Source organism: Propionispira raffinosivorans DSM 20765, from assembly GCF_000381065.1.
Classification (GTDB): Bacteria; Bacillota; Negativicutes; order Selenomonadales; family Selenomonadaceae; genus Propionispira; species Propionispira raffinosivorans.
In genome coordinates, this window is sequence record NZ_KB905876.1 from 1 (window position 1) to 23,203 (window position 23,203).

The 23,203-nt window shown below is 39.1% G+C and carries 22 protein-coding genes and 1 rRNA gene; 21 read left to right on the plus strand and 2 right to left on the minus strand.

What is annotated here, in order from left to right:
- Positions 1-133: 133 nt before the first annotated feature.
- Positions 134-250, plus strand: a 5S ribosomal RNA gene (rrf, locus tag F606_RS0118910).
- Between the two features lie 112 nt (positions 251-362).
- Here the strand turns inward: rrf and F606_RS0118915 are convergent.
- A complete protein-coding gene (locus tag F606_RS0118915; RefSeq protein WP_019555454.1) occupies positions 363-1,502 on the minus strand; it encodes an HD-GYP domain-containing protein in 1,140 nt (379 codons plus the stop codon).
- A gap of 214 nt (positions 1,503-1,716) precedes the next feature.
- On the opposite strand from F606_RS0118915, the gene F606_RS0118920 reads away from it, so the two are divergent.
- The 20 genes from F606_RS0118920 (at position 1,717) to F606_RS0119015 (ending at position 22,736) form a co-directional block, all read left to right on the plus strand.
- A complete protein-coding gene (locus F606_RS0118920; RefSeq protein WP_019555455.1) occupies positions 1,717-3,084 on the plus strand; it encodes an LCP family protein in 1,368 nt (455 codons plus the stop codon).
- Between the two features lie 140 nt (positions 3,085-3,224).
- Positions 3,225-5,192, plus strand: coding sequence for an ABC-F family ATP-binding cassette domain-containing protein (locus F606_RS0118925; RefSeq protein WP_019555456.1), 1,968 nt, complete (start codon positions 3,225-3,227; stop codon positions 5,190-5,192).
- Between the two features lie 146 nt (positions 5,193-5,338).
- Complete coding sequence (gene recD2 / locus F606_RS0118930; protein WP_026329496.1) at positions 5,339-7,501, plus strand: SF1B family DNA helicase RecD2; 2,163 nt, start codon at positions 5,339-5,341, stop codon at positions 7,499-7,501.
- Positions 7,502-7,524: 23 nt separating this feature from the next.
- Positions 7,525-8,181, plus strand: coding sequence for a ComF family protein (locus F606_RS0118935; RefSeq protein WP_019555458.1), 657 nt, complete (start codon positions 7,525-7,527; stop codon positions 8,179-8,181).
- A gap of 127 nt (positions 8,182-8,308) precedes the next feature.
- Entirely contained in the window at positions 8,309-8,716 is a 408-nt protein-coding gene (locus F606_RS0118940; RefSeq protein WP_019555459.1) for a hypothetical protein, read from the plus strand.
- Positions 8,717-8,906: 190 nt separating this feature from the next.
- Positions 8,907-9,191, plus strand: a complete 285-nt coding sequence (gene flgM, locus F606_RS0118945) for a flagellar biosynthesis anti-sigma factor FlgM (protein WP_211210111.1) — start codon at positions 8,907-8,909, stop codon at positions 9,189-9,191.
- 27 nt (positions 9,192-9,218) lie between these two features.
- Positions 9,219-9,701: a flagellar protein FlgN gene (locus F606_RS0118950; protein WP_019555461.1), complete on the plus strand. Its 483-nt coding sequence runs from the start codon at positions 9,219-9,221 to the stop codon at positions 9,699-9,701.
- A gap of 17 nt (positions 9,702-9,718) precedes the next feature.
- Entirely contained in the window at positions 9,719-10,174 is a 456-nt protein-coding gene (gene flgN / locus F606_RS0118955) for a flagellar export chaperone FlgN (RefSeq protein ID WP_019555462.1), read from the plus strand.
- A gap of 21 nt (positions 10,175-10,195) precedes the next feature.
- Positions 10,196-11,710, plus strand: coding sequence for a flagellar hook-associated protein FlgK (gene flgK / locus F606_RS0118960; RefSeq protein WP_019555463.1), 1,515 nt, complete (start codon positions 10,196-10,198; stop codon positions 11,708-11,710).
- Positions 11,711-11,719: 9 nt separating this feature from the next.
- Positions 11,720-12,994 (plus strand): flagellar hook-associated protein FlgL, encoded by a 1,275-nt coding sequence (flgL, locus tag F606_RS0118965; protein WP_019555464.1) that lies wholly within the window; start codon positions 11,720-11,722, stop codon positions 12,992-12,994.
- A 59-nt stretch (positions 12,995-13,053) separates the two neighbouring features.
- A complete protein-coding gene (locus F606_RS0118970) occupies positions 13,054-13,617 on the plus strand; it encodes a DUF6470 family protein (RefSeq protein ID WP_019555465.1) in 564 nt (187 codons plus the stop codon).
- Between the two features lie 97 nt (positions 13,618-13,714).
- The gene (gene fliW / locus F606_RS0118975; protein ID WP_019555466.1) at positions 13,715-14,167 is read left to right on the plus strand and encodes a flagellar assembly protein FliW; all 453 of its coding nucleotides are present in this window, start codon (positions 13,715-13,717) and stop codon (positions 14,165-14,167) included.
- 2 nt (positions 14,168-14,169) lie between these two features.
- Positions 14,170-14,397 carry a carbon storage regulator CsrA gene (gene csrA / locus F606_RS0118980; RefSeq protein ID WP_019555467.1) on the plus strand — a complete coding sequence of 76 codons (228 nt, stop codon included), beginning with the start codon at positions 14,170-14,172 and terminating at the stop codon, positions 14,395-14,397.
- A gap of 80 nt (positions 14,398-14,477) precedes the next feature.
- Positions 14,478-14,954, plus strand: a complete 477-nt coding sequence (locus F606_RS0118985) for a flagellar protein FlaG (RefSeq protein ID WP_019555468.1) — start codon at positions 14,478-14,480, stop codon at positions 14,952-14,954.
- Between the two features lie 12 nt (positions 14,955-14,966).
- Positions 14,967-16,613 carry a flagellar filament capping protein FliD gene (gene fliD, locus F606_RS0118990; RefSeq protein WP_019555469.1) on the plus strand — a complete coding sequence of 549 codons (1,647 nt, stop codon included), beginning with the start codon at positions 14,967-14,969 and terminating at the stop codon, positions 16,611-16,613.
- A gap of 24 nt (positions 16,614-16,637) precedes the next feature.
- Positions 16,638-17,054, plus strand: coding sequence for a flagellar export chaperone FliS (gene fliS, locus F606_RS0118995; protein WP_019555470.1), 417 nt, complete (start codon positions 16,638-16,640; stop codon positions 17,052-17,054).
- Positions 17,041-17,388 carry a hypothetical protein gene (locus F606_RS21715; protein WP_019555471.1) on the plus strand — a complete coding sequence of 116 codons (348 nt, stop codon included), beginning with the start codon at positions 17,041-17,043 and terminating at the stop codon, positions 17,386-17,388. The genes fliS and F606_RS21715 overlap by 14 nt, the downstream gene beginning before the upstream one ends.
- 178 nt (positions 17,389-17,566) lie before the next feature.
- Positions 17,567-18,910, plus strand: coding sequence for a flagellin N-terminal helical domain-containing protein (locus F606_RS0119005; protein ID WP_019555472.1), 1,344 nt, complete (start codon positions 17,567-17,569; stop codon positions 18,908-18,910).
- Between the two features lie 149 nt (positions 18,911-19,059).
- On the plus strand, positions 19,060-20,910 hold the full coding sequence (locus tag F606_RS22480; protein WP_019555473.1) for a tetratricopeptide repeat-containing glycosyltransferase family 2 protein: 1,851 nt from the start codon (positions 19,060-19,062) through the stop codon (positions 20,908-20,910).
- Positions 20,907-22,736: a glycosyltransferase gene (locus F606_RS0119015; protein WP_019555474.1), complete on the plus strand. Its 1,830-nt coding sequence runs from the start codon at positions 20,907-20,909 to the stop codon at positions 22,734-22,736. Before F606_RS22480 ends, F606_RS0119015 begins: the two co-directional genes overlap by 4 nt.
- A 173-nt stretch (positions 22,737-22,909) precedes the next feature.
- Here F606_RS0119015 and F606_RS22075 read toward each other — a convergent pair.
- On the minus strand, positions 22,910-23,203 hold a 294-nt coding region (locus tag F606_RS22075; RefSeq protein ID WP_019555475.1), incomplete at its 5' end, for a transposase.

The window sequence follows — 23,203 nt, forward strand, 5'->3', positions numbered from 1 at the left end:
GGCTTGACTTAAAGCCAGAACGAAAACTAAAATGCGAACATTTCTTTCTTCTGTATAGTTTTGAGAGAACAAACTCTTAAGATGGAGTAGTCTGAGGCGAAAGCGGAAGGCAGCGATATCTAAAAAAAGAATATCTGGTAGTGATAGCCAAGTGGACCCACCTGTTCCCATACCGAACACAGTAGTTAAGCACTTGAACGTCGAAAGTACTTGGGTGGAAACGCCCTGGGAGGATAGAAAACTGCCAGTTAAATGAAAAGCACTCATGTATATGGGTGCTTTTTTCGTATGGAAAAAACGTTTTCCCCTGAAATGAGAAAAAACCCCCTTTTTAATAAGGGAGGTTTCTAAAAAGGTTAGCTTTACTTTTTTCCAGACTTCGATAGGTACGATTCAGGATCAATTCCTGTGAGTTCAATAATTGCAGCTAGTTGAGCTGCATCAAGTACTGACTCAATCATGTTTTCAGGAAAATCTTTAAGGTCAATTGTTTTAGGGTTAGCAAAACCAATGCGTTCATCATTAGCAAAAATATCAATGCGTGGTTTCCTGGTCCAGCCAGATTCAACTTTTTTTACAATTGCATAACCAAATTTGGTCTTTAATACGGTTCCAACCGGATAGATTGCAACATTATTAAAAAATGTTGTCAATAAAGTCAAGTCAAACTGACCATGCGAACATTTTGTCATAATTTGATAAGCGACATCTGGACGATAGGCTTTCTTATATGGGCGATTGCTGGTAAGCGCATCGTATACATCGGCAATAGCTGTAATACGGGCAAATTTATGTATTTTTTCTTGGCCTATTTTATGTGGATAACCAGAGCCATCATATCGTTCATGATGTTGTGCTGCAATGTACATTGGAATTGTTGAATAATGTTTTGCTTTGCGCAAAATAGCAGCGCCATCACTTGGATGCTGGCGAATAATATTATATTCATCATCGGTAAGCGGCAACGGGTCGTTTAAAATTTCCAACGGCGTTTTTGTTTTTCCAATATCATGTAATAAAGCACCTAAAGTCAATTCAACCAGTTCTTGTTTGGTTATTTTACAGAGTGCACCAAGCATAGATGCCAATACGGCAACATTCACCGAATGTGAAAATGTATAATCATCATGGATTCGGATGTCGTTGATTTGTGCAAGGTTGGAATGTTTGGCAATAATATCAAAAATAATGGATTCAGTGGTGAGTTTCAAAGAAGATACATTTAGATTATCTGTCAATTTACATTGTTTAAAGACATCAAAAACATTGCGAATCGCTTTAATTCGTGTTTTTTCCTGAATGATGTCTTCAGGGGGGAATATATTTAAAAGTGGATTCAAAGCAGTGACAATTACAGATTGAACATCCAGATCTTGTAATTTTTGAATATAGGCAGCAGTGAGACGTGTACCGCGCGTTAAAAGGAAACTGCCATTTCCATGATATATACCCTGGCCCGTAATCATACCAGGACGTAAATTTTTTGTTAACAATTTTATCATATACAACACCATAAACATTTTAATATGATTTCATTATAATGAATTTTTATTAAAAAGAAAAGATATTTTTCATAGAAATTCATTATAATGAATTATCAATCAATATACCTATATTGAAAAGTACGATGATTTTTGTTATACTGTTGAATAGTCCCTGTGAATGTAGGGACTTTGTTTTTGTCAAAATATGAATTTATTAAAGGGGGACGTTTACTTGCAGGAAACGCGTAAGAAGCGTAGGACGAGACGCAGCAGTAAGCGTGTACTTGCTATATTACTTGTTTTGCTTTTAGCAGCCGGTATTGTAGGAGCATCGTATTATTGGTTTGATTCGAATATTCTTAAAAACAAAGCACAAACAGCAGAAGGCATGATGGTTGCCGAAGATAAGGTCACAATTATGATCATGGGAGTAGACCGCCGTGCTGATGATGTGGGCAGGTCGGATACGCTCATGGTGGCTACGGTTGATCCAAATAAAAAGAAAGCGGCAATTTTATCGATTCCTCGTGATACTCGGGTGAAAATCGAGGGAAACGGGTATGATAAAATCAATCATGCCTACGCGTTTGGTGGACATAAGCTCACGCAAAAAACAGTTGAAAATTTTCTCGGAGTGCCAATGGATTACTATATAGTCATTGATATTCAGGCTTTTGAACGGGTAATCGACGCGATTGGCGGGATTGATATTGATGTTGAGAAACGGATGTATTATGAAGATCCTTGGGATGATGATGGCGGACTGGTCATTGATCTGAAGCCGGGACAGCAGCATATGGATGGTAAGACTGCGATTCAATATGTAAGATATCGTGATTCAGAAGGGGATATTGGGCGTATTACTCGCCAACAGCATTTTATGAAAGCTGTTTTGGATAAAATCATCTCACCGTCGATTATTACAAAATTGCCAGCTATTATTAAGGAAGTAAGTTCAGCCTTGGAAACGGATATGTCGGCGAGCAAGATGATTAGTCTGGTGAATATATTAAAAGATGCCCGCGATAATGGACTGAATACAGAAATGGTTCCTGGCAAACCAGCTTATATTCAGGATATAAGTTATTGGATTCCAGACATTCAAAAACTTCGGCAAACCTTAGCGGAACTGCTGGATGTGAAAATGGATGCTAAAGTGGAAAAATCTATGAACACAACAGTGCAGGAATATGAAGCTTCCATTCCGAAGAATATGAAAGTCGTTGACGATGCTGAGGCTGTTAAGAAAGCTCGTGAAGCTGAGCTGAAAACAGAAAAAGCAGTGACTGACAAGGCGGATGCTGCTAAAAAGAAAAAAGAAGAAGTTCCTGAACCGAAAAAGACAGCGAAACTCAGTGTCAGGGTGATTAATTCAAGCGGCATTAACGGTGCTGGCGCAGAAGTAGCCGGTATTTTACGGCGTCAGGGACTGGATGTCACGGATGTATCGACCGGTAGTTCGTCGTCACAAAAGAATACAACGATTACAGCTGGCGCTGGAGATGCAGATAAATTTTCCGGGCTGCCATTCGTTTATACCATCAATTCTGGTGGCGATACGGGTCAGGCTACAGTCGTAATCGGTAAAGATTACAAATAATTATAATAAAAATAGTTTAAAAGCTGAGCTGAGATTTAAAAGCTCAGCTTTTTTATGCTGTGTGCTCTAGATGGATGACGGTGCGGTGTTTTTTGTGATAAAATAAAGAAGCTTATGGTAATATAGTTTGGAGTGATCGTATGGGGATTTTAAAGGTTAATGATTTAAGCAAATCATTTGGTATAGAAGAGTTATTTCATGGCGTTAGCTTCGAGGTGACACGTGGTGACAAAGTTGGCTTTGTCGGAGCAAATGGTGCCGGAAAAAGTACATTGATGCGCTGCCTGATGGGACTCGATGAATATGATGGAGGTCACATCCAGTTTGATACAGCCGATACGGTCGGTTATTTAGAACAGGAAACATCTTTTGGTGACTGGTCGCTTTATGAAGAACTGCGGCAATCCTTTAGCGACATCCTGCATTTGGCAGAAGAAAAGGCAAAACTGGAATCTCAAATTGAGCAGGCCACGGATGATGCAGTCATGGAATCGCTAATGGAAGAGTATAGCAAAATCGTTGATCAGTTTGAACGTCTGGACGGATATGATTATGAAAGCCGTATCCGTCGGATAGCCTATGGACTGGGTTTTACCGACGAAGATTTTAAAAAAAATGTTGGACATTTTTCTGGTGGGCAAAAAACCCGTATTTGCTTAGCCAAAGCGCTGCTTAGAGAGCCGGACTTCTTATTTTTGGACGAACCGACGAATCATCTGGATATTGAAATGATTGAGTGGCTCGAAGATTTTCTGAAGTCGTATAAGGGCGGTGTTTTGCTTATATCGCATGATCGTTTTTTTCTGGATCGGGTAGCAACACGCATTATTGAACTTGAAAATAAAACGGTGATTGATTATGCGGGGAATTACACACGCTTTACGCGGGTTAAGGAAGACCGCCATGCCGCATTGGAATCGGCGTATGAAAAGCAGCAAGTCCATATAAAAAATACAGAAGAGTATATCCGTAAATATAAAGCAGGTATCAAATCGAAACAGGCACGCGGCCGGGAAAAACAATTAAATCGACTAGACCGAATTTTGCTGCCGCCTAACAGTGTCGGTTTTAATTATTTTTCATTTAATCCACCGGCGGAATGTGCGCAGCGGGTTGCGGAACTTGAAGAAGTATCAATGACTTTTGGTCAACAAGATATCTTTAAGAAATTGTCCTTATTAATTAGAAATGGTGATGGTGTGGCGCTGGTGGGACCCAATGGTGCTGGCAAGACAACATTGCTGCGTCTTTTGATTGGTGAGCTGGAATCGCCTACAGGTCGAGTGAAAATTGGCAGCCGGGTTAAAATTGGTTATTATTCACAGCAGCATGAAGGACTCAATGAGGCCAATCGCTTGATTGATGAGCTTCTTTTTGAATATGGAATTACGGAAGAACAAGCCCGCCGTTATTTGGGGTCTTTTCTCTTTTATGGAGATGATGTATATAAGATCATCGGAGATCTCAGCGGTGGCGAAAAATCCAGACTGGCCTTTTTGAAACTCATGCTTACAGGGGCAAATTTTCTTATCTTAGATGAACCAACCAATCATTTGGACATTCCGGCGAAAGAGGCCGTTGAAGAAGCTCTCATGGCTTTTCCAGGAACTTTTATTACAGTATCGCATGATCGGTATTTCCTTGATAAAGTAACAAACTGCACCTGCGAATTGTCAGCTGGCATTTTGAAGGAATATAATGGAAATTATAGCTATTATCATGAAAAGAAACTATTTGCGGCAAAAGAAGCGAGTGAAATTGCAGCTGAACTTGCAGCGGAAAATGCGGCGCGTCACGCCCGGGCGAAAAAAAGAATAAACGCTGAGGAAGTCAGCCCAAGTGCAGTTTTAGCAAAAAATAATAAAGCGGCCAAAAATAATCGACCGCAGGTTATGAGTACGGATAAACGCAATGATCTTATACAACGCTGCGAGGCAGAAATTGCGATGCTTGAAATGGAACTAAAAGGGCTTGATTATCAAATGAATGATGCAGCTGTACAAGCAGATCCTCTGAAAAGTCAGGAAATAGCCAATGCATATACAAAAAAAGAAGCAGAACTAACCATGAAGTATGATGTATGGTCTGGACTTACGAGCGAAGAATAAATGCAAAGAATATTTAATGTAACTTATATATGATTTGCGATTTTTGCAGGAGTTTTCTTTTTTTCGCGGAATATAAAACAAAATAGAACACAAGTACGAATAGAGTCAAGGTATGAGCGGAGGACGTTTTGGTGGAAGAAAAGGTTTTGGAAGAAATTGAGGGCATTGTAGAAAACATTATATTTGCCAGTAGTGATGGCAATTTTACTGTGTTTAAGCTGCGCCCTGGTAAGGGCCGGGGGCTTATTAACGTTACAGCGAATGCTCCCGCACCTTTGGTTGGTGAACAACTGGCGATGAAAGGCATGTGGATTATCCACCCCAAATTTGGGGATCAGTTTAAAGTACAGGCCATGTCGCATGTTGCACCGACCAGTCTGGCCGGGATTGAACGTTTTCTTGGCTCTGGGGTAATCAAGGGCGTTGGTCCAGCCATGGCTAAACTTCTTGTGGCTGAATTTGGCTTGGATACGTTGGAAATTATCGAATACCATTCAAAGCGACTATTGGAAATAAATGGAATTGGGAAAAAGAAAGCTGCGCAAATCCATGATTCGTATAGTGAACAATCGGAGTTGCGTGAACTTATGTTGTTTTTAGAAACACATGGAGTGTCTGGTGCCTATGCAGCTAAGATATTTGCCAAATACGGATCGTTTTCCATTGAAACGATTGAAAACGATCCATATCGCCTGGCTCGTGAGGTTGATGGTATAGGTTTTCGTACAGCAGATCAAATTGCCGGCACCGTAGGTATCGAAAAATCATCTACAGATCGTATTGCCGCAGGTATTGATTTTGCGCTGCTGCAGATTGCAAACTCCGGGCATTGCTGCGTGCCGGAAGAAATCATCATTGCCCAGACAGCAAAACTTATTTTGGTTGCACATGAAGAAGTAGCCGATACCTTAAAACAGCTTTTAGCGATGAATCGATTGTCAACGGAGACGATGATGGGGACAACGCTCATCTATCCTCATTATCTTTATTGTGCGGAGAAAAAAGTAGCAGAACGTCTTTTATATTTACAGGAAAAAACCGAAACGTTTGCTGCCGTTGATGCATTGCAGGAAGTTGCAGACTGGGAAGCAGAAGCGGATATTCGGCTTGCGCAAAAGCAAAGACAAGCTATCGAATCCGTGCTTGAACATGGTATCCTCGTTTTAACGGGTGGCCCTGGTACAGGGAAAACAACCGTTGTTCGTGGTATGATTGGAGTTTTAGAAAAACAGGGAATGCTTATTGCTCTGGGCGCACCGACAGGTCGTGCCGCAAAACGCCTCAGCGAGGCAACTGGACGCAAGGCGGTAACTGTTCATCGACTGCTTGAATCAACCGGCAGCCGCGAAGCAGGTATGCCAGCATTTGCTCGCGACAGTGATGATCCGCTGGAAGCGGATGTTATTATTTTGGATGAAGTATCAATGATGGACATTACATTGATGCAGTATTTTTTAGAAGCAGTTCCGGATGGCTGCCGCGTGATTTTGGTGGGAGATGTCGATCAACTGCCTGCTGTTGGACCGGGAGCGGTACTGAAAGATATATTGCGGTCGGCAGTTATACCGACTGTCCGCTTGACTGAAGTGTTTCGGCAGGCGGGCGAGAGTATGATTGTATTGAATGCTCATTCGATCAATGGCGGGTTTTTACCTGACTGTAAATCAAGTGAAGATTTTCAGTTTAGAGAAATTTTGGATAGTGCTCAGGTTGCGGCCGCTATTGTTGATCTTTGCCTTAATGAACTTCCCAGGCAGGGATTTCATGTCCGTGAAGATGTACAGGTACTTTCACCAATGCATCGCCTTGATTGTGGAGTGGAAAATCTCAATAAACTCTTGCAAAAAGCTTTGAATCCGGCGGATGAATTCAAAGCGGAAGTGATTCACAACCATCAGATCTTTCGTCAGGGGGATAAAATAATGCAAACGCGTAATAATTACACGAAAAATGTCTTTAATGGTGATATTGGTTTTATTGAAGACATTCATGAAGGAAAAGTTACGGTACGTTACCCTGAGCTCAGCGTTGTCTATGAGAAAAATGAATTACTTGAACTTCAGCTTGCCTATGCCATGAGCGTGCATAAAAGTCAGGGCAGCGAATATCCAGTTGTTATTATGCCCTTGATTCCGGGCCATCATATTATGCTGCAGCGCAATCTCCTGTATACAGCCGTTACAAGAGCGAAGAAACGAGTTATCCTGCTGGGGACAAAACCAGCACTGCATACGGCAGTGCTCAGTGATCGTACAAAAAAACGGTATACATTGTTAGCTGAACGGCTGCGCGGGGAAATGCAGTGCTAACATAAAGGAGGCAGAGGGAAAGCATGCTCAACACCATCTATACGACGATTGTTGATTTTCTATTTCCACCACACTGCCCTTTGTGCGGTGCTTATGTGGATACAGTAGGAGCTTGGTGCCCAGTATGTTTGGATCAAACGATCCAAGTGCATAAATTACCTCTGTCAATTTTGATGCAAGACAATATAAGCATGGTCCGCGCCGTAGGCCGCTATCGAGGTGGTATGAAAAAGTTCATTCAAGCCTTAAAATACCAAAAGAAACTGGCAATGCTTCCGGCAATCCATACATTGTTAGACGTTGCATTGCCAAAGGCAGAATTTGCGGGAGTTGACTATGTTATACCGGTGCCGCTTCATAGTAAAAAATTACAAGCACGCGGCTTCAATCAGGCTGAAAAAATATTCCATCCATGGGCGGATGGTTGTCAGCTGACTTGGCTGGAGGCTTTAATTCGCTGCCGGGATACAAACCCGCAGTATAAAATGACAGTTATGGAGCGTAGAATTAATATGCGGGAGGCTTTTTCGCTGCGTGAAGGTCTGAATGTAAGAGGCAAAAAAGTTTTACTCGTAGATGATATTTTTACGACTGGTATTACCATACAAGAATGTGCAATAGTCTTAAAACAAGCGGGAGCAACGAGAATTTGCGGTTTAACTTTGGCGAGTGATGCCTAGTAGAAAGCTCTTTGCCATAAATATACGGAATTTTTTGTTATTTTTCAATAAAAGAAAAATCAATTTGCGTAAAGTATAAAAAGTCTATATAATAAGAGAAAAAGATAGAAAAGAGGGGGCATGTTTTATGAATAATGTAGGAAATTGTCCAGAATGTGGGAAACTTTGTATTAAAACGGCAGCGGGCATGTGCCCGGATTGTTATAGATTGGAACAGGAAAATGAAGAGGTCGTTGCAAGTTATGTGAGGGACAATCCTAAATCATCGGTAGAAGAAATTCATGAAGCAACCGGGGTTAAGGAAAAAACAATTTTTCGGATGATCAAAAATGGCCGTTTTATGGATGAATTTCAGGTCACCTATCCTTGTGAAAAATGCGGGACGGATATTGTACGAGGTCGTTTGTGTGAGGAATGCAATCACCGTATTTTAAAAGACATTCAGGATAGTCAGGCTAAGCGTGAAGCAATACAGGTGAAAGAAAAGAAAGATGTGGCAGGAAAAGGGATGTATACAAAAAATATGACCCGATAAGCCCAGAAAAAGAGACTTTCCTGACAAAAAGATATAAAGCCAAGATAATTGACGTTAAAGCGAGATAATGGAAGATAAGTAAATAAAACAAACTAAAAGCGAGAATTAATATTCTCGCTTTTTTGTACGATAAAATAGTATAGTTATAAACCCGTGGATGGGTAACCCAAAGAGGGCGAGTGTGAACATCATGATTATTAACAACAATATTCAAGCTGTGGCCGGTGCATATGCAGCCAACAGCAAAAAAATCAAGACTGCGGTGAAAGAGGAATCTTCTGATACTGGCATAAGTAAAGACGAAGTATTATTGTCTACACAGGCACAATCTTTCAGTCAAATACTGCAAAAAGCGCAATCTATGCCAGAAGTCAGACAGGATAAAGTGGATACGTATTCGGCACAGATTGGTGCAGGCCTGTATCAGATTGATCCAAAAGGTCTGGCGGACAAGATACTAAATATGAGATTCTAATGGTAGAAAAGTGAGGTTGAAATCTTTATGTGGCAGGAATTCATTGATGTAATGAGTAAATTACTGGAAACTTATAAAGCCATGCTGCGTGTAAGCAAAGATAAACGAAAAGTTCTTGTTCAAGTCGATATGACAGCATTGGAAGATTTGCTAACAAAAGAGCAGTCTTTAATTGCAACGGTAGGAAAGCTTGAAAAAGAGCGTGAAATTGTTTTACAAAAAATAGCAGCTGCTGAACATATAATCGAACCAATGGCTAAAATGACAGATTTGTTTTCCTTATGCAGTAATAAAGAAGCAGCTGTTTTAAAAAATATACATGAAGAATTGAATACGATAGTGGCTCAGGTTACAGAAAATAGCGCAACCAATGAGCTGCTTATTTCAGGTGCTTTATCAGCAGTAAACTACAATTTAAATAGATTATCAGATGCCAGTGTCGGCAATACGTATGCTGCGGAAGGCAAAGAAACTGTTTTGAAAACGAAGAAATTCGATTTTAAAGCATAAGAAAAGGGGAATCGCTGGTGACAGAACTGATCATAATGCTCAAGGCACAAATAACCTTAGGGCGGCAGCTGCTTTCCTTTGGCGATTTGCAAAAGCAATACCTTCTGGCAGGAGATGCACAAAATTCAGCAGACGTGACAATGAAAACGGAGCAGATCATCAATCAGTTTTCGCTGTTAGAACGAAAAAAACAAAAGCTATTGCAAGATCATTCAGAAAACACTATAAATGTAAACCAAAACTCAATGACGTCTGAAGATACGGTTAGTCAGCTCGAACAACGATTGAGGATGATCGTTCTCGAATTAAAAGAAAAAAATGCGAAAAATAGCAGTTTGCTTCATAAAACTATCGAGTTTATTAATTTTAATATTAATATTATAAGTCAAACTGTTGCGGATACAACCTATGCACCAAAAGGTGCCAGCAGTGCAGCTGTGTGTAAAAAAAAGATGTTCGATCAGATAATTTAGGGAAAGAAATGGGTGAAGTTTATGAGATCAACTTTTGCTGGATTAAATACTATGTTCAGCGGACTAAATGCCAATCAAGTATCGCTTGACACAGTAGGGCATAATATTACTAATGCAAGTGTCGACGGATATTCTCGCCAAAATGTCAATTTAGCGGCAACAAAATCCCAAACCGTACCAACAATGTACGGTTCCGCGGAGCTGGGAACGGGTGTTAATACGATTTCAGTTACACGGGCTCGTGATGCTTTTGCCGATAAAGCTTATCGGAAAGATAGTTCTGATTTGAACTATGCGGATACACGGCAGACGAATTATGATAAACTAGAAGCGATCTACAATGATTCAACAGATACTGGGGTTCAAAAATCCATTAATAATTTTTGGAGTGCTTGGAAAGCGTTAGCTTCCGATGCCGGGCAAAGTACAACAACCACGACTCGTCAAACCGTTGTCTCCGCAGGAGATAAGCTGGCACAAAACCTGCAATCGTCCACTGCGAAAACCCAGACACTGATTAGCGATGAAAATACGCAATTGGAATTACAGGTAAAGACCGTGAATGGCCTGACCAGCGATATTTTGGACTTAAATAAGCAGATCACGCAAGCAGAGTCAACGGGAGCCATGGCCAATGATTTAAGAGACAGCCGGGATCTGAAAGTGGATCAGCTTTCCAAATTAGTGAAAGTTAGTGTTGATCAAAAATCAGATGGCAGTTATTCAATTGTCAGCAATGGAAATACGTTGGTTGATGCCCATACCCGTTTGACGCTCAAGGTGACATCAACTCCTAATTTAGATTATGGTGTCAACGATGACGTGATTACGATTGCGGAAACTGGCGGAGCCTATGATGCGGGAAATGGAGAAATCAAAGGCTTGCAGGACTCTATTGCGGAAAACAAAGGTTATATCGACAATATGGCAGCAATGGGCAGTTATTTGCTGACAACATTTAATGATCAGCATAAAGCCGGCTACGATTTAAATAATAATAAAGGTGTTAATTTTTATGGAGAAACAAGTGATACGTATAAATATGGATCAGGGACAACAACGAAGACAGACTCGCTGGGCACGACGACGACTTTGAAACCCATTGATATTATCAATTCACTTACTGTCAATACGGCTATTCTGGCAACGAACGGAACGAGTTTGATTGCTGCCAGATCTAGTGGTGAGGGTTCTGCCGGGGCAGCAAATGCTACGCTTTTGGGGGGACTTCTTCATGATACAGCCGATTCGGCAAGTGGTTCTTTGGGCAATACAACGTTTGCCGCTTATTATACAGGTGTTACGAACAAGCTGGGCAGTGACGCCCAAGCCACGGATAATACCGTAACCAATCAGGAAGACCTTCTTACCGTATCGACAAACTGGCGCTCCAGTACATCAGGTGTCAATTGGGATGAAGAACTAACAAACATGATTAAATTTCAAAAAGGCTATAGCTCTTGTGCTCGTTGTCTTACAACGATGGATGAAATGCTTGATAAATTGATTAATAGTACTGGTACAGTAGGAAGGTAAGTGATTTAAATGCGCGTTAGTAGTAATATGATGACAGCCAATTATTTGCAACAGTTAAACCGCTCTTATGCCAAGCAGGCGAATCTTATGGAACAATCCGATGGGAATTCCATGCACCGCCCTTCTGATAATCCAGTGAATTATACCAAGACTATGACTTTTAAAAATACGCTGGCCGAGAATACACAGTATACAGATAATTTGAAATCGGCGACGTCCTGGATGACTACGGCTGATGGAGCTATGACGAATATAACGGATATCATGAAGAGTGTGGTTGAAAAGACAACAGCCGCTGCCAATGGTACAAATCAAACGGTCGATCTTCAAGCAGCCGCAACAGATGTCAATGGTATGATTCAGCAAATTGTAACGGATGCGAATTCACAAGTGGGAACGCGTTATGTTTTTTCTGGTCAGAGTGATACGACGATGCCGTTTAGTATTTCATCCGGAAAAATTGATCGCGGTTTAACGAAAACACTCGATGAGAAACAAGCAAGTTTTTTTAGTGGAACTCAGGTAGGTGGTCTGAATCAAATGCTCGCCATGACCGGATCGGATAACAAAGAATATTATTTGGATATGACAAGCAAGAATATCTACACGAAAGATTTTGTCGATAACGGTTATAAAGACGCTATGGCTAAAGGGCAAACAGCGGTTGCAGCAACGGATGCTGTAGGAACGGCTCCCAGCACCTCTACAGTCGGAACTTATTTTACAACAACAGGGGCTTTGGTAACTCCGGCTCCGGCGGCTCTTACAACAACAGCTGGGACGACACTATCTTTTCAAACTGTTTCTCAATATGTTGTTACGTATCATGGGGATGATAAGAAGATTTCCATGCCGGTGCAAAATGGACCATCTGATCCGGTTCGTGATAGTGTGAATGTGACAGGCAGTGATCTTTTTGGCTCAACGGATATTTTTGGCGGATCGGCAGGCAGTTCCGTATTAAATGATTTATATACAATGCAGGCCAAAATGACAGCGGGTGACAGCTCCTGGGTTTCCAGTGATGGGTTAACTTTGGCTAATAATGCCAGGGATAGTGTTTTGAATGCACAGTCGAGTGTAGCTTCCCGAGCAGGCGTTTATAAGGATCTTCAGGCAACTATGGAAAATCAGGCAACCACCATTACGGGCGATATTACCAATGCCAGTGCTACCGATGTAGCTTCCCTTGTTGTTCAGCTTAAAACGGCAGAAACCTTATATAATATGTCGTTATCTGTTGGCAGTAAAATCCTGCCAAAATCACTGGCAGATTATTTATAAAATCAAAAACCCCTTGCTAAAGGGAATTAGCATAAACAAAACAAAAGGATTTGACGGATATGTTATATCTTAATACACGAACTACACAACCCCAAATCGGTATGTCAGTACAGCCCGGAACGCTGGAAATGCATTCGACACCGCCGAAATTAGATATGAAATCGAAACCAGCGCAAGCGAATGTATGGCCGAGTGCTGTGACGGTGGATATTGATACTACAGCATGCCGGGCAGCGTATGGCTTAAAATCGACAGCTGTTCTAGTTGCTGAAGAAGCCAAGAAAGGTTTCCAGTTAGCAGAAGAAGGTACGGCGAAGCGTGCCAGAATTGGTACACAGCTTGTTAAGAGTGCGACAAAAATGAATGTTTTTGCGGCGAATGAAAAAGCTAAACTCAGCCAGCTGCCAGAGGCTCTAATCGGATTAGCGGCAGTACCCGATGCGAAAATCACCGTTCAGCCAAGTGTAATGAAAGGAAAAAATGAGGATGGTTCGGTGCAGGTATCTCCTCAACCTGGTTCACTTGATATACAATATACACCAGCAGCGGTCAAAACATACTTGGACCGTGAAAGCAGCGTTAAATTGTGGACGACTGAAGGCAAATATGATGTTTATGCTTAAACAGACTGTTTCTTATTTGTAGATCGTTTATTGGATATAACGTATAGCATCCATAAATTGAAGAATATTTCGTGATAAATAATGGAGGTGCCAAATTTTGAAAGTAAAAACCACGCGGTTTGGTGAAATTGAACTAGCACAAGCGGATATTATAACCTTTGAGGAAGGTCTTCCCGGGTTTCCGGATGAACATGAATTTATTATTCTTCCCTATAGTGATGACAGTCCTTTTTTATATTTGCAGTCAGCAAAACAAGATTATCTTGCCTTTATTATGGCAAATCCATTTTTGTTTTTTACCGACTATGAATTTGAATTAGATGACATGCAGCTTGAAGAACTTGCCATTCGGAGCATGGAGGAAGTTGCCTCGTATGTGATGATTACAGTTCCCCCGCGTGATGTAAAAACGATGACGGCGAATTTAGTCGCTCCTGTAGTGATCAACATACATACGCATCAGGGGAAACAGATTGTTTTGGAAAAAAGCAAATATCAAACAAAACATCTCCTGTTTTCTGAAACTGCTTCTCCTAAAGGAGGCAATTAAGTATGTTGGCTCTTACGCGTAAACCTGGACAACAGATTATGATTGGCGATAATATCATAATCCATGTTGTCGATGTGCAAGGTGATAATGTCCGTCTGGGCATCGAGGCACCAAAAGCAATTAAAATATATCGGAGCGAATTATATCAGGCAATCGTCGAAGAAAATAAAAAAGCAGTTGCTTCTTCCCATGAAAATGTGGATTTAGGCAATGTCTTAAAAAATAAATAAATATTGCAGGATGCAGTAAAATGGTGCTTTTTTTATTATTTACAATGGAATGAAATTAACTTTCTATGGAGGGATATGAGATGATAAACAGTGTGAGCGGGGTAAGTACTGCAGCAACAAATAATGCAGATCTTACTTTGAAGCCGGTACCAACTCGTCAGGAAGCAAATGAAGCTGGGAACGAAAGTAAGGATACGATTGTTCCAGTTAAGGACAAGACACAAACGTCGGAGGCAACAGACCTCCAAATCACATCGCAAACGGCCGATAAAACGGCTCAAGCAAAATTGACAGCAAGTGAAGAGTCGGAAAAAAAGAAAAAAAATGAAATATCCAAAGAAGAAACTGCCAAAATGACGGATGCTTTAAATCAAATGATGGAAAAAATGCAGTTTGATGTAAAATTTCATTATTATGACAAAATAGATCAGATGGCAGTACAGCTTGTCGATCAAAAAACAAATAAAGTATTAAAAGAATTTCCGCCCAAAGATATGATTAAAATGTTAACAAACATTCATAACTGGATTGGAATCATTCTGGATAAAAAGGCATAGGAGGAGAAGAAAATGTCACAAACAAAAGGGGTATCTGTTAGTAACACGGGAATGGATATGGATGCACTAGTCAAAGCATCGGTCACTACGTATCAAAGTAAATACGATGCGGCTTACAAAAAAGAAACGGTTGCCGAATGGACAAAGTCCGCCTATGCTGATTTGTATACAGAACTTGCAAAATTCAAAGCGACGGCATCGGATTATAAATTGCAAAGTAAAACGACTGCGCATACAACGACATCAGGTGACAGCAGTGTGGTGACGGCGACAGCAAATGGGGATGCACTCAACCTTTCGCATGATGTAACGGTAAATACAGTGGCTAGAAATGCCAGCCTGCAATCAAAATCGGCGATTACACGGGCGACGGGTACAAGTACTAGTAAGCTGTTATCTGATGTTGCAGGTATTACGTTAACGGATGATAATAAAGATTCGCTGGCTGTGGCGATTAGTTTTGATGTACAAGATTCAGCCACTTCAACGGAAAAACGTACTGTTTCCTATACGTATAAAGACTTACAGACAAAAACTTTAACAGATATGGCATCTGATATTAAAAGCCTTACGACAAAAACAGCGGATGATAAAACAACTAATACAAATATTACCGCATCTTATGATGCAACCAATGATACGATGAATATTTATAATAAAAAAGCCGGTGCTGACAATATTATTAAAATTTCAGCGAATACATCTACGATTAGCGGTGACCAGTTGGAAAGCCAGACTAAGACATTGCTAACCAATTTGCATTTAGCAACCTATGATGGAGCAACGCTATCCAGTCCGCTAGATGCGACGGCATTGAATGTTAATACGATTACAGGTGTAAGTTCTTCTATTACGGTTGACGGACAAACGTATACAGGTGATACGAATGCGATTACAGTAGCCGGTGTTACGTATACAGCGAATAAAAAAAGCACCAGCGGGTCGACAACAGTATCTATCGGGACCGATACGGATACTCTGGTTAAATCCGTACAGACCTTTGTGGATAGTTACAATACGCTTCTGGACAAAATGACCGCGCAGCTGCATGCAACAAAAAGCAGTACGTATGGTGCCTTAACGTCAGATCAGAAATCAGCAATGACCGCTGATGAGATTACAGCTTGGGAGACAAAAGCAAAAACAGGTATCTTGCGTAATGACTCAGTATTATCGAAGACGGTTGATGATATGCGTAATGCAATGACGATGACTGTCTCTGGTGGGGGACTTTATAAAACTGCTGGCAGCATTGGGCTTACTGTTGGCGATTGGAAAACTTACGGACATATTACACTCGATACCGATAAGCTGAAGACAGCGATTGCCGATGACCCATCAATTGTTGATAAAATTCTTGCCGGTGATAATAAAAGCACAAGTACAACTGACATGGACAGTCAGGGCGTGGCAACGCGATTATCTAACTTGTTAACAGTAGATCTAAAAAACTTTTCCGATAAGGCAGGTACTTCAGCCAGTGTAAGTGATACCAGTACTTTAGGAACACAAATTACGGATATGAATACGAATCTTGCAGCATTACTCAAAGTATTGCAAGCTAAGCAGGATTATTATTATACAAAATATAATGATATGGAAAGTGCTGTGGGGCAATTAACCAGCTCACTGACATCGGTTACAAGTTTTCTTGGTTAGTTAAGGAAAAAGGGGAAATAAATAATGTATAATAATGCAGCACGTACTGCAGAGACTTATCGCACCCAACAGGTAATGACGGCAACGCCGGCAGAACTTACGCTTATGTTATATAATGGTGCGATTAAATTTACAAGTGAATCTATTAAATATTTGCAGGTGAAAAATTATGAGCAGGCGAATACAAGCTGCTTAAAAGCACAAAAAATAATTACAGAGTTTATGGTTACGTTGAAAATGGACTATGATTTTTCACAGGATTGGCTCGCAATTTATGATTATATCCGGCGCTGTTTAATTGAAGGAAATCTGAAAAACGATACGATAAAACTGGAAGAGGCCAAAAATTTAATCACGGAGCTTAGAAATACCTGGCATGAGATTATCAAAATAGATAAAGCCAATAAATCTGGTGGTGATATGGATCATGTGCAAGCCTGAACAAGAAGAGCAAGCAAAAGAAGATTGGCAGCAATTTGCGACAATTAGTAAAGAAATGGATAAATTCCTCGATAAAAATGATACGGATGTCTTTTTGGACTTACTACGGCAGCGAACGTTTTTTGAAGAGAAAATTAAAACGAATCCAGAGCAAAGTTTTATTAAATCCCCGCAAGGTCAGATTCTTTTAAAGGAAATTATTCGTGTGAACAAGGTTCTGTTGCAGAAAACGCATATCTGGCTCAATAAAACAAAAACCAATCGAGATGTCAGTCAGGCCTATGAATCACTAGGATATACGAATCAAAGCTTTCGCTGGGATCAAAAATTTTAAAAAAAATAAAAAAAAGATAAAAAAACACTTAAGGTATCCTTATTCCTTACGATATATATAGTAAGAAAGTCAAACAGCAGAAGTATCTGGACGATCGACAGAGAAACTGCTGTAATACTTTACAAGTTTAGGTAGGATGCCTAAATTATAAGTTTTTAAAATCAAGGAGGAAAATAAAATGTCATTAGTAGTTAAAAATAATTTATCGGCTTTAAACACATTAAACATCATGAATACCAATAGTACAGCGCTTAATAAAAGCTTGAAAAAAGTTTCTTCAGGTATGAAAATCAATAGTGCAGCTGATGATGCTTCCGGTTACCAGATTTCTGAAAGAATGAGAGTTCAGATTAAATCATTAGATCAGGCAAATCAGAATGCACAAAATGGTTCGTCATTACTGAAAACTGCTGAAGGTGCCGTAAGCTCCACAGTAGAAATCATCAAAACTTTAAAGCAGAAAGTTTTAAATGCAGCCAATGGTACAAATACAGATAGTGATTTGGCAGCAATTCAGTCTGAAATGAATCAATCTATTGACCAGATCAATGATAATGCCAATGTAACATTTAATGGTAAATATCTTGTTGATGGTTCAGCTTCCAGTGCAACTTCAGCTACAAAATCAGCTTTTACAAATCAATCTTTAGGTACAGCAACAACAGGATCTAGTACTCTTGCTAGTTTGACAAACCGTGATGGAAAAAGTTTAGGTATTGTTAGTGGCGATAAGATTTCTATTTCGTATGTTGTAAATGGGAAAACTGTTACAACATCCATCAGAATTACAGACGGTGCTTCTGGTACTAAAATAAGTGATATTATCGGTCAAGCAACTGGGTTGTCTGTTAATACAACGGCTACTAGCGTTGTTGGTACTGGTGCGACTCCAGCTACAAATAATAAAGATGGTCAGGGCTATACGGTTCACTCAACAGATGGCAAAAATGTTCTTACCATTGCGACTACAACGGCTGGTGTTTCTAATGCACTCGCAGGTTTTACAATTAATGTTACCGATAAAGATGGTAATGCTAAAAAAGATGTAAATAAAGTATTGGATAATTTCACAGAAGCTATTACGGCACATGATTTATCTAAAGATCACAGTATTCAATTGCAAGTTGGCACGAAAGCGAACCAGACTATTAGTGTTGGTTTGAGTGATATGGGTGCAAAAGCACTTGGCCTCCAAGGACAGTCTTCAACTACCACGTTTAATCTTGATGTTACAACACAAGAACGTGCAACAGCAGCTATTGATGTCCTTGATAAAGCTTTGCAAAAAGCTTTAACACAACAAACAAAAATCGGTTCCGCTGAAAGCCGCTTAGATTACACTTCACAGAACTTAACAACTTCCAGTGAAAATGTAACAAATGCTGAATCCACAATTCGTGATGCGGATATGGCTAAAGAAATGACTGAGTACACGAAAAACAATGTATTAAAACAAGCTTCACAAGCAATGCTTGCTCAAGCAAATCAATCAGGTTCAGGCGTACTCAGCTTATTACAATAATTTGTAGTAAGACAGGCGTTGGACAAAAGAAACAGGAGAATGGGTGTGCAGCCATTCTCCTGTTTTATTATATTAAGTCAATAGTTGAAGATATTTTAGAAAAATAAAGTTTGTTCAAGTATTGATTTATATAAAGGAGACTTAAAATTATGCAGATTTCAGCTTGTGTAATTGTAAAAAATGAAGCCGAAAATATTAGCACTTGTCTTGAAAGTGTGCAGAAAATTGTACAGCAGATTATAGTTGTTGATACAGGATCAACGGATAACACAGTGGAACTGGCAAAAACATATGGTGCGGAAGTTTATCACTATGAATGGAACAATGACTTTTCGGCAGCAAAAAATTTTGCATTAGGGAAGGCTAAAGGTGACTGGGTCATTTTTCTTGATGCAGATGAATATATTTCTGCAGAAACGGCCGAAAACGTACCCCATATTATCAAACAATATGGTAAAGATTGCGATGGTTTCATCACCCATATGAGCAATATTGATATTGATGATGAGAATAGATTGATTGATGAGTTTTTCATAACAAGAATTTTTCGCCGTGATCCAAATCTTTGTTTTGCTGGTACCGTTCATGAATATTTAATGCATAAAAATCGGAAAAATCGCTGGTACAAAATAGAACGTTCTGAATTAGAATTATTGCATACCGGCTATTCGAGTGGCCGGGTACGAAGTAAATGTGAACGCAATTTGAAAATATTACACAAACAGTTGGCAAATGACCCCAATAATGTTGATCTATATCGCTATTTAGCGGATGCATATTATGGTATGGATGATTATGATCAGGCCATAAAATATGCACGTCAGGATCTAGCGACGGGCCGCAAGGAAATTTCTTATGCTAGCAGATCTTATCGTGTTTTACTGAATTCTCTGCAGCGCCAAGGGGCTGATTTTGCCAGACAAGAAGAGGTTATTCAGGAATCAATTAAAGCCTTTCCGCTTTTACCGGATTTTTATGCGGAATATGGTGTACTATTTTTTAATCAGGGGCAATATGATAAGGCGGAAGAAGCTTTTAATCGTGCTTTTGATTTGGATGCGGTTTATGATGATATGGAGACCAGCCTTTTTCACAGTAAAGTCGGACTCACGTATTTGGTTTTAGGGAAACTTTATGAATATAAAAATGATTATGCAAAAGCAATTGAAGTTTATCAGAAAATACTGGCAGATGATAAATATTTAATCAATGCTTTTTCGCCGCTCTATCAATTGATTTGTGAGGAAGACCCTGTTTATTGTATTGCTTTTTTAAATTCAATTTATGATAAAAACAAGAAACTTGATTTGGAATTTTTAATTGCCAATATTCAAAAATTACAGCGAGGAAAAATTTTAGCTTATTATATGCAAGCCTACAATAAACTTGTACAAGAAAAAAACGTTGATGTTTTAGCTTTGCTGGCTGCAGGAAACTATTCGAAAATACAAATATTATCCGCTGGGCAGCTGCAGGCGGACCAAAAATTTGCAGTGCTTTCAGCTATGCTTATAAAGGATTACAAGCAAATAGAAAATCCATTGCCATATTTCTTGAGCGATTATCAAAAGATCATAGTACGTTTCTATCAAGCCGAAGCACCGATGCTGTCTTCAAAAGAATTTGATGCCTATCAAGAAATTTTGCAGCAGTTATTTCATGTCGATGAGCCGCTTGTTTTACAGCAATATACTAAATTATCCATGGATTTTTCTTTAATTGAAAGGTTGGCTATTGCAAAAATATTAAAAAATAGGGGATATTATCTTTCAGCGGTTGAACTTTATAAAAATATTTTATCATTTGAGTTAGTTAATGGGAAAATGGAAGTTCTTTATGAACTAGGATATTGTTATTATAGATTACAAGATTATAATTTAGCACTTCAGTTTTTACAGGAAGCACAACAGATTGGTATGAACAATAATGAAATAGATGGATTTATTATTTGGAGCAAGGAAGCTTTAGGCAATAAAGCGGATCAGGTGGTGGAAGTATGAAGATTTCTGCTTGTATAATAACCAAAAATGAAGAAAAAAATATGGAATCCTATTTTGCAAAAATTCAAGGGCTTGTCCAGGAAATAATCTTGGTAGATACAGGATCTACCGATCGAACGGTGGAAATTGCCCGCAGTCATGGAGCAAAAATATATCAGTATGAATGGAAACAAGATTTTGCAGCTGCCAAAAATTATGCCTTGCAACACGCAACTGGCGATTGGATTGTTTTCCTTGATGCCGATGAATACTTTCCTAGTGAATCAATTGAAAATCTAAAAAAATATCTAAAAACAGTACATAACAATAAAAAATGTGATGCTATTGGTGTTCGTATTGTTAATATTGATATAGATAAAGATGATCAGGAAATTTCATCTTTTGTTAATATACGTATTTTCCGCAATCGTTTAAATTTGCGCTATAAAAATGCGATTCACGAAGAGGTTTATAACACTAAGGGGACTGTCCATATTTTTATGCTGGAAAATGACATTAAGGTCTATCATACCGGGTATTCCACAAGTATTGCCAGGGAAAAAATGCAACGCAATTTAGCGATTTTGCTAAAAGAAATCGCCGAAGAAGGAGAAAAGCCTGCTCACTATCGTTATTTATGCGATTGTTATCATGGATTGGATGATTATGCAAATGCGATTAAATACGGACGGCTTCATATTGAGGCAAAATTATCCTCTTTAGGGGCGGAGCAGACAGTTTACGATAAGGTAATTGATGCATTGATCAACAGTGAAGCAGATTCTAATGAAATCAGAGCAGAAATTAAGCGTGCTATTCAAACATTCCCCAACTCTCCTGACTTTTATTGTGCCTATGGAAGATTTGCCTGGTTGCAGAAGAATTATGAAATGGCGCTTCAATATTTCTTAAAAGCAATTTCGCTAAGAGCGCAGGAAAGCAAGGGCTCTTACCAAGCAAATTCGTTTGATGGACACTTGACAGCAGTTTATTTTTTTATGGGAGAAATCTATTTTTTAAAAAATCAGAGTGAACAAGCTTTAACGTATTATTGCAAATCATTGCTGCGCCATAAGTATAATGCAGAGATATTTCAACGAGTGTATCGTTTGTTGATGAATACAGATCCGATTGAGGTTATTTCTCTTTTTAATGGTATATACGAACGTACACAAAAAGATATATCATTTATTATAGAAAATTTGTCGAACTGCCCAAAGAATAAAATATTTGCTTATTATAGTAATATTTTGACACGTGATTTCTCTGTTGAAGTGGATTCTTTATGGCAATATCAAATGCTGGGCTTAGGAAATTATCAGAAACTTTATGTGACAAGTATGGAATCAATGATGCAAAATAGCCATATGCTGGCGTCAGCATGTATTGCACAAAACAATAAGCAATTAATGAATGAACAATATATAAAGGCTTTAAATGAAGCTTTTAAAACGGTTGTGTTGCGCTTTTATGACGAGACTTTAAAGTTAAACGAGGAATTATTTCCTGCTTATGAAACGATACTGAAGGAACTTTTATTGATTCAGTCATCGTCACTAGATCATTACTTAGAACTGGCAGAAGACTTTTCAAACGAAAATATTTTAAAAATAACAAAAATATTGGAAGAAAAGAAAAAGTATAGTAAGGCATTAAATGTATATAGACAAGTTTATTTAAGACTTTCGTTGAGCAATCCTTCAGAGTATTATGAAGATATAGGGTATTGTTCATATAAATTAGGTCTCTACGCAGAGGCTGCAAGATATTTTGATAAAGTATTGGAAAAAAATCCAGAGAATCTAAAAATTTTACAGTTTAAAACTTGGAGCGAGGCGCGTTGCTAAGCTCCATGAGGCGGCCACTCTTATTATACATTTTATATTGGTAAATATTAAGGTTCTTTGTCAAGTGTTGGGGTAAAAACATAAAGTGAATTTTTAGCGAGGGGATTTCTCCTCGCTATTTTCTTTTTTTATGCAGCCATATAAAGTATCCGATTTCTCATTCGTTTAAATTTTTATATGCCATAACAAGTCCGTTTGAGTACCTTTGTTCGATTGTTACATCCTTCTATATATCCGTTGCTATAACCCGTTGAAATTGCTGCAATAATTTCATTTTTCCATTCGATCACTGTCTTCATTAATTTATTGAACTGCTTTATATCATATGTCATAACGTTTTCTTGCCATTGTTTAAATCGTTTAACATATTCTACACTATCCGTGCTATCCATTACTTCATAAAATAATTCTTTTAAACGGTATGCCTGACTTAATTTTTCAGATACAGCCAGCATATTTGCCAATTG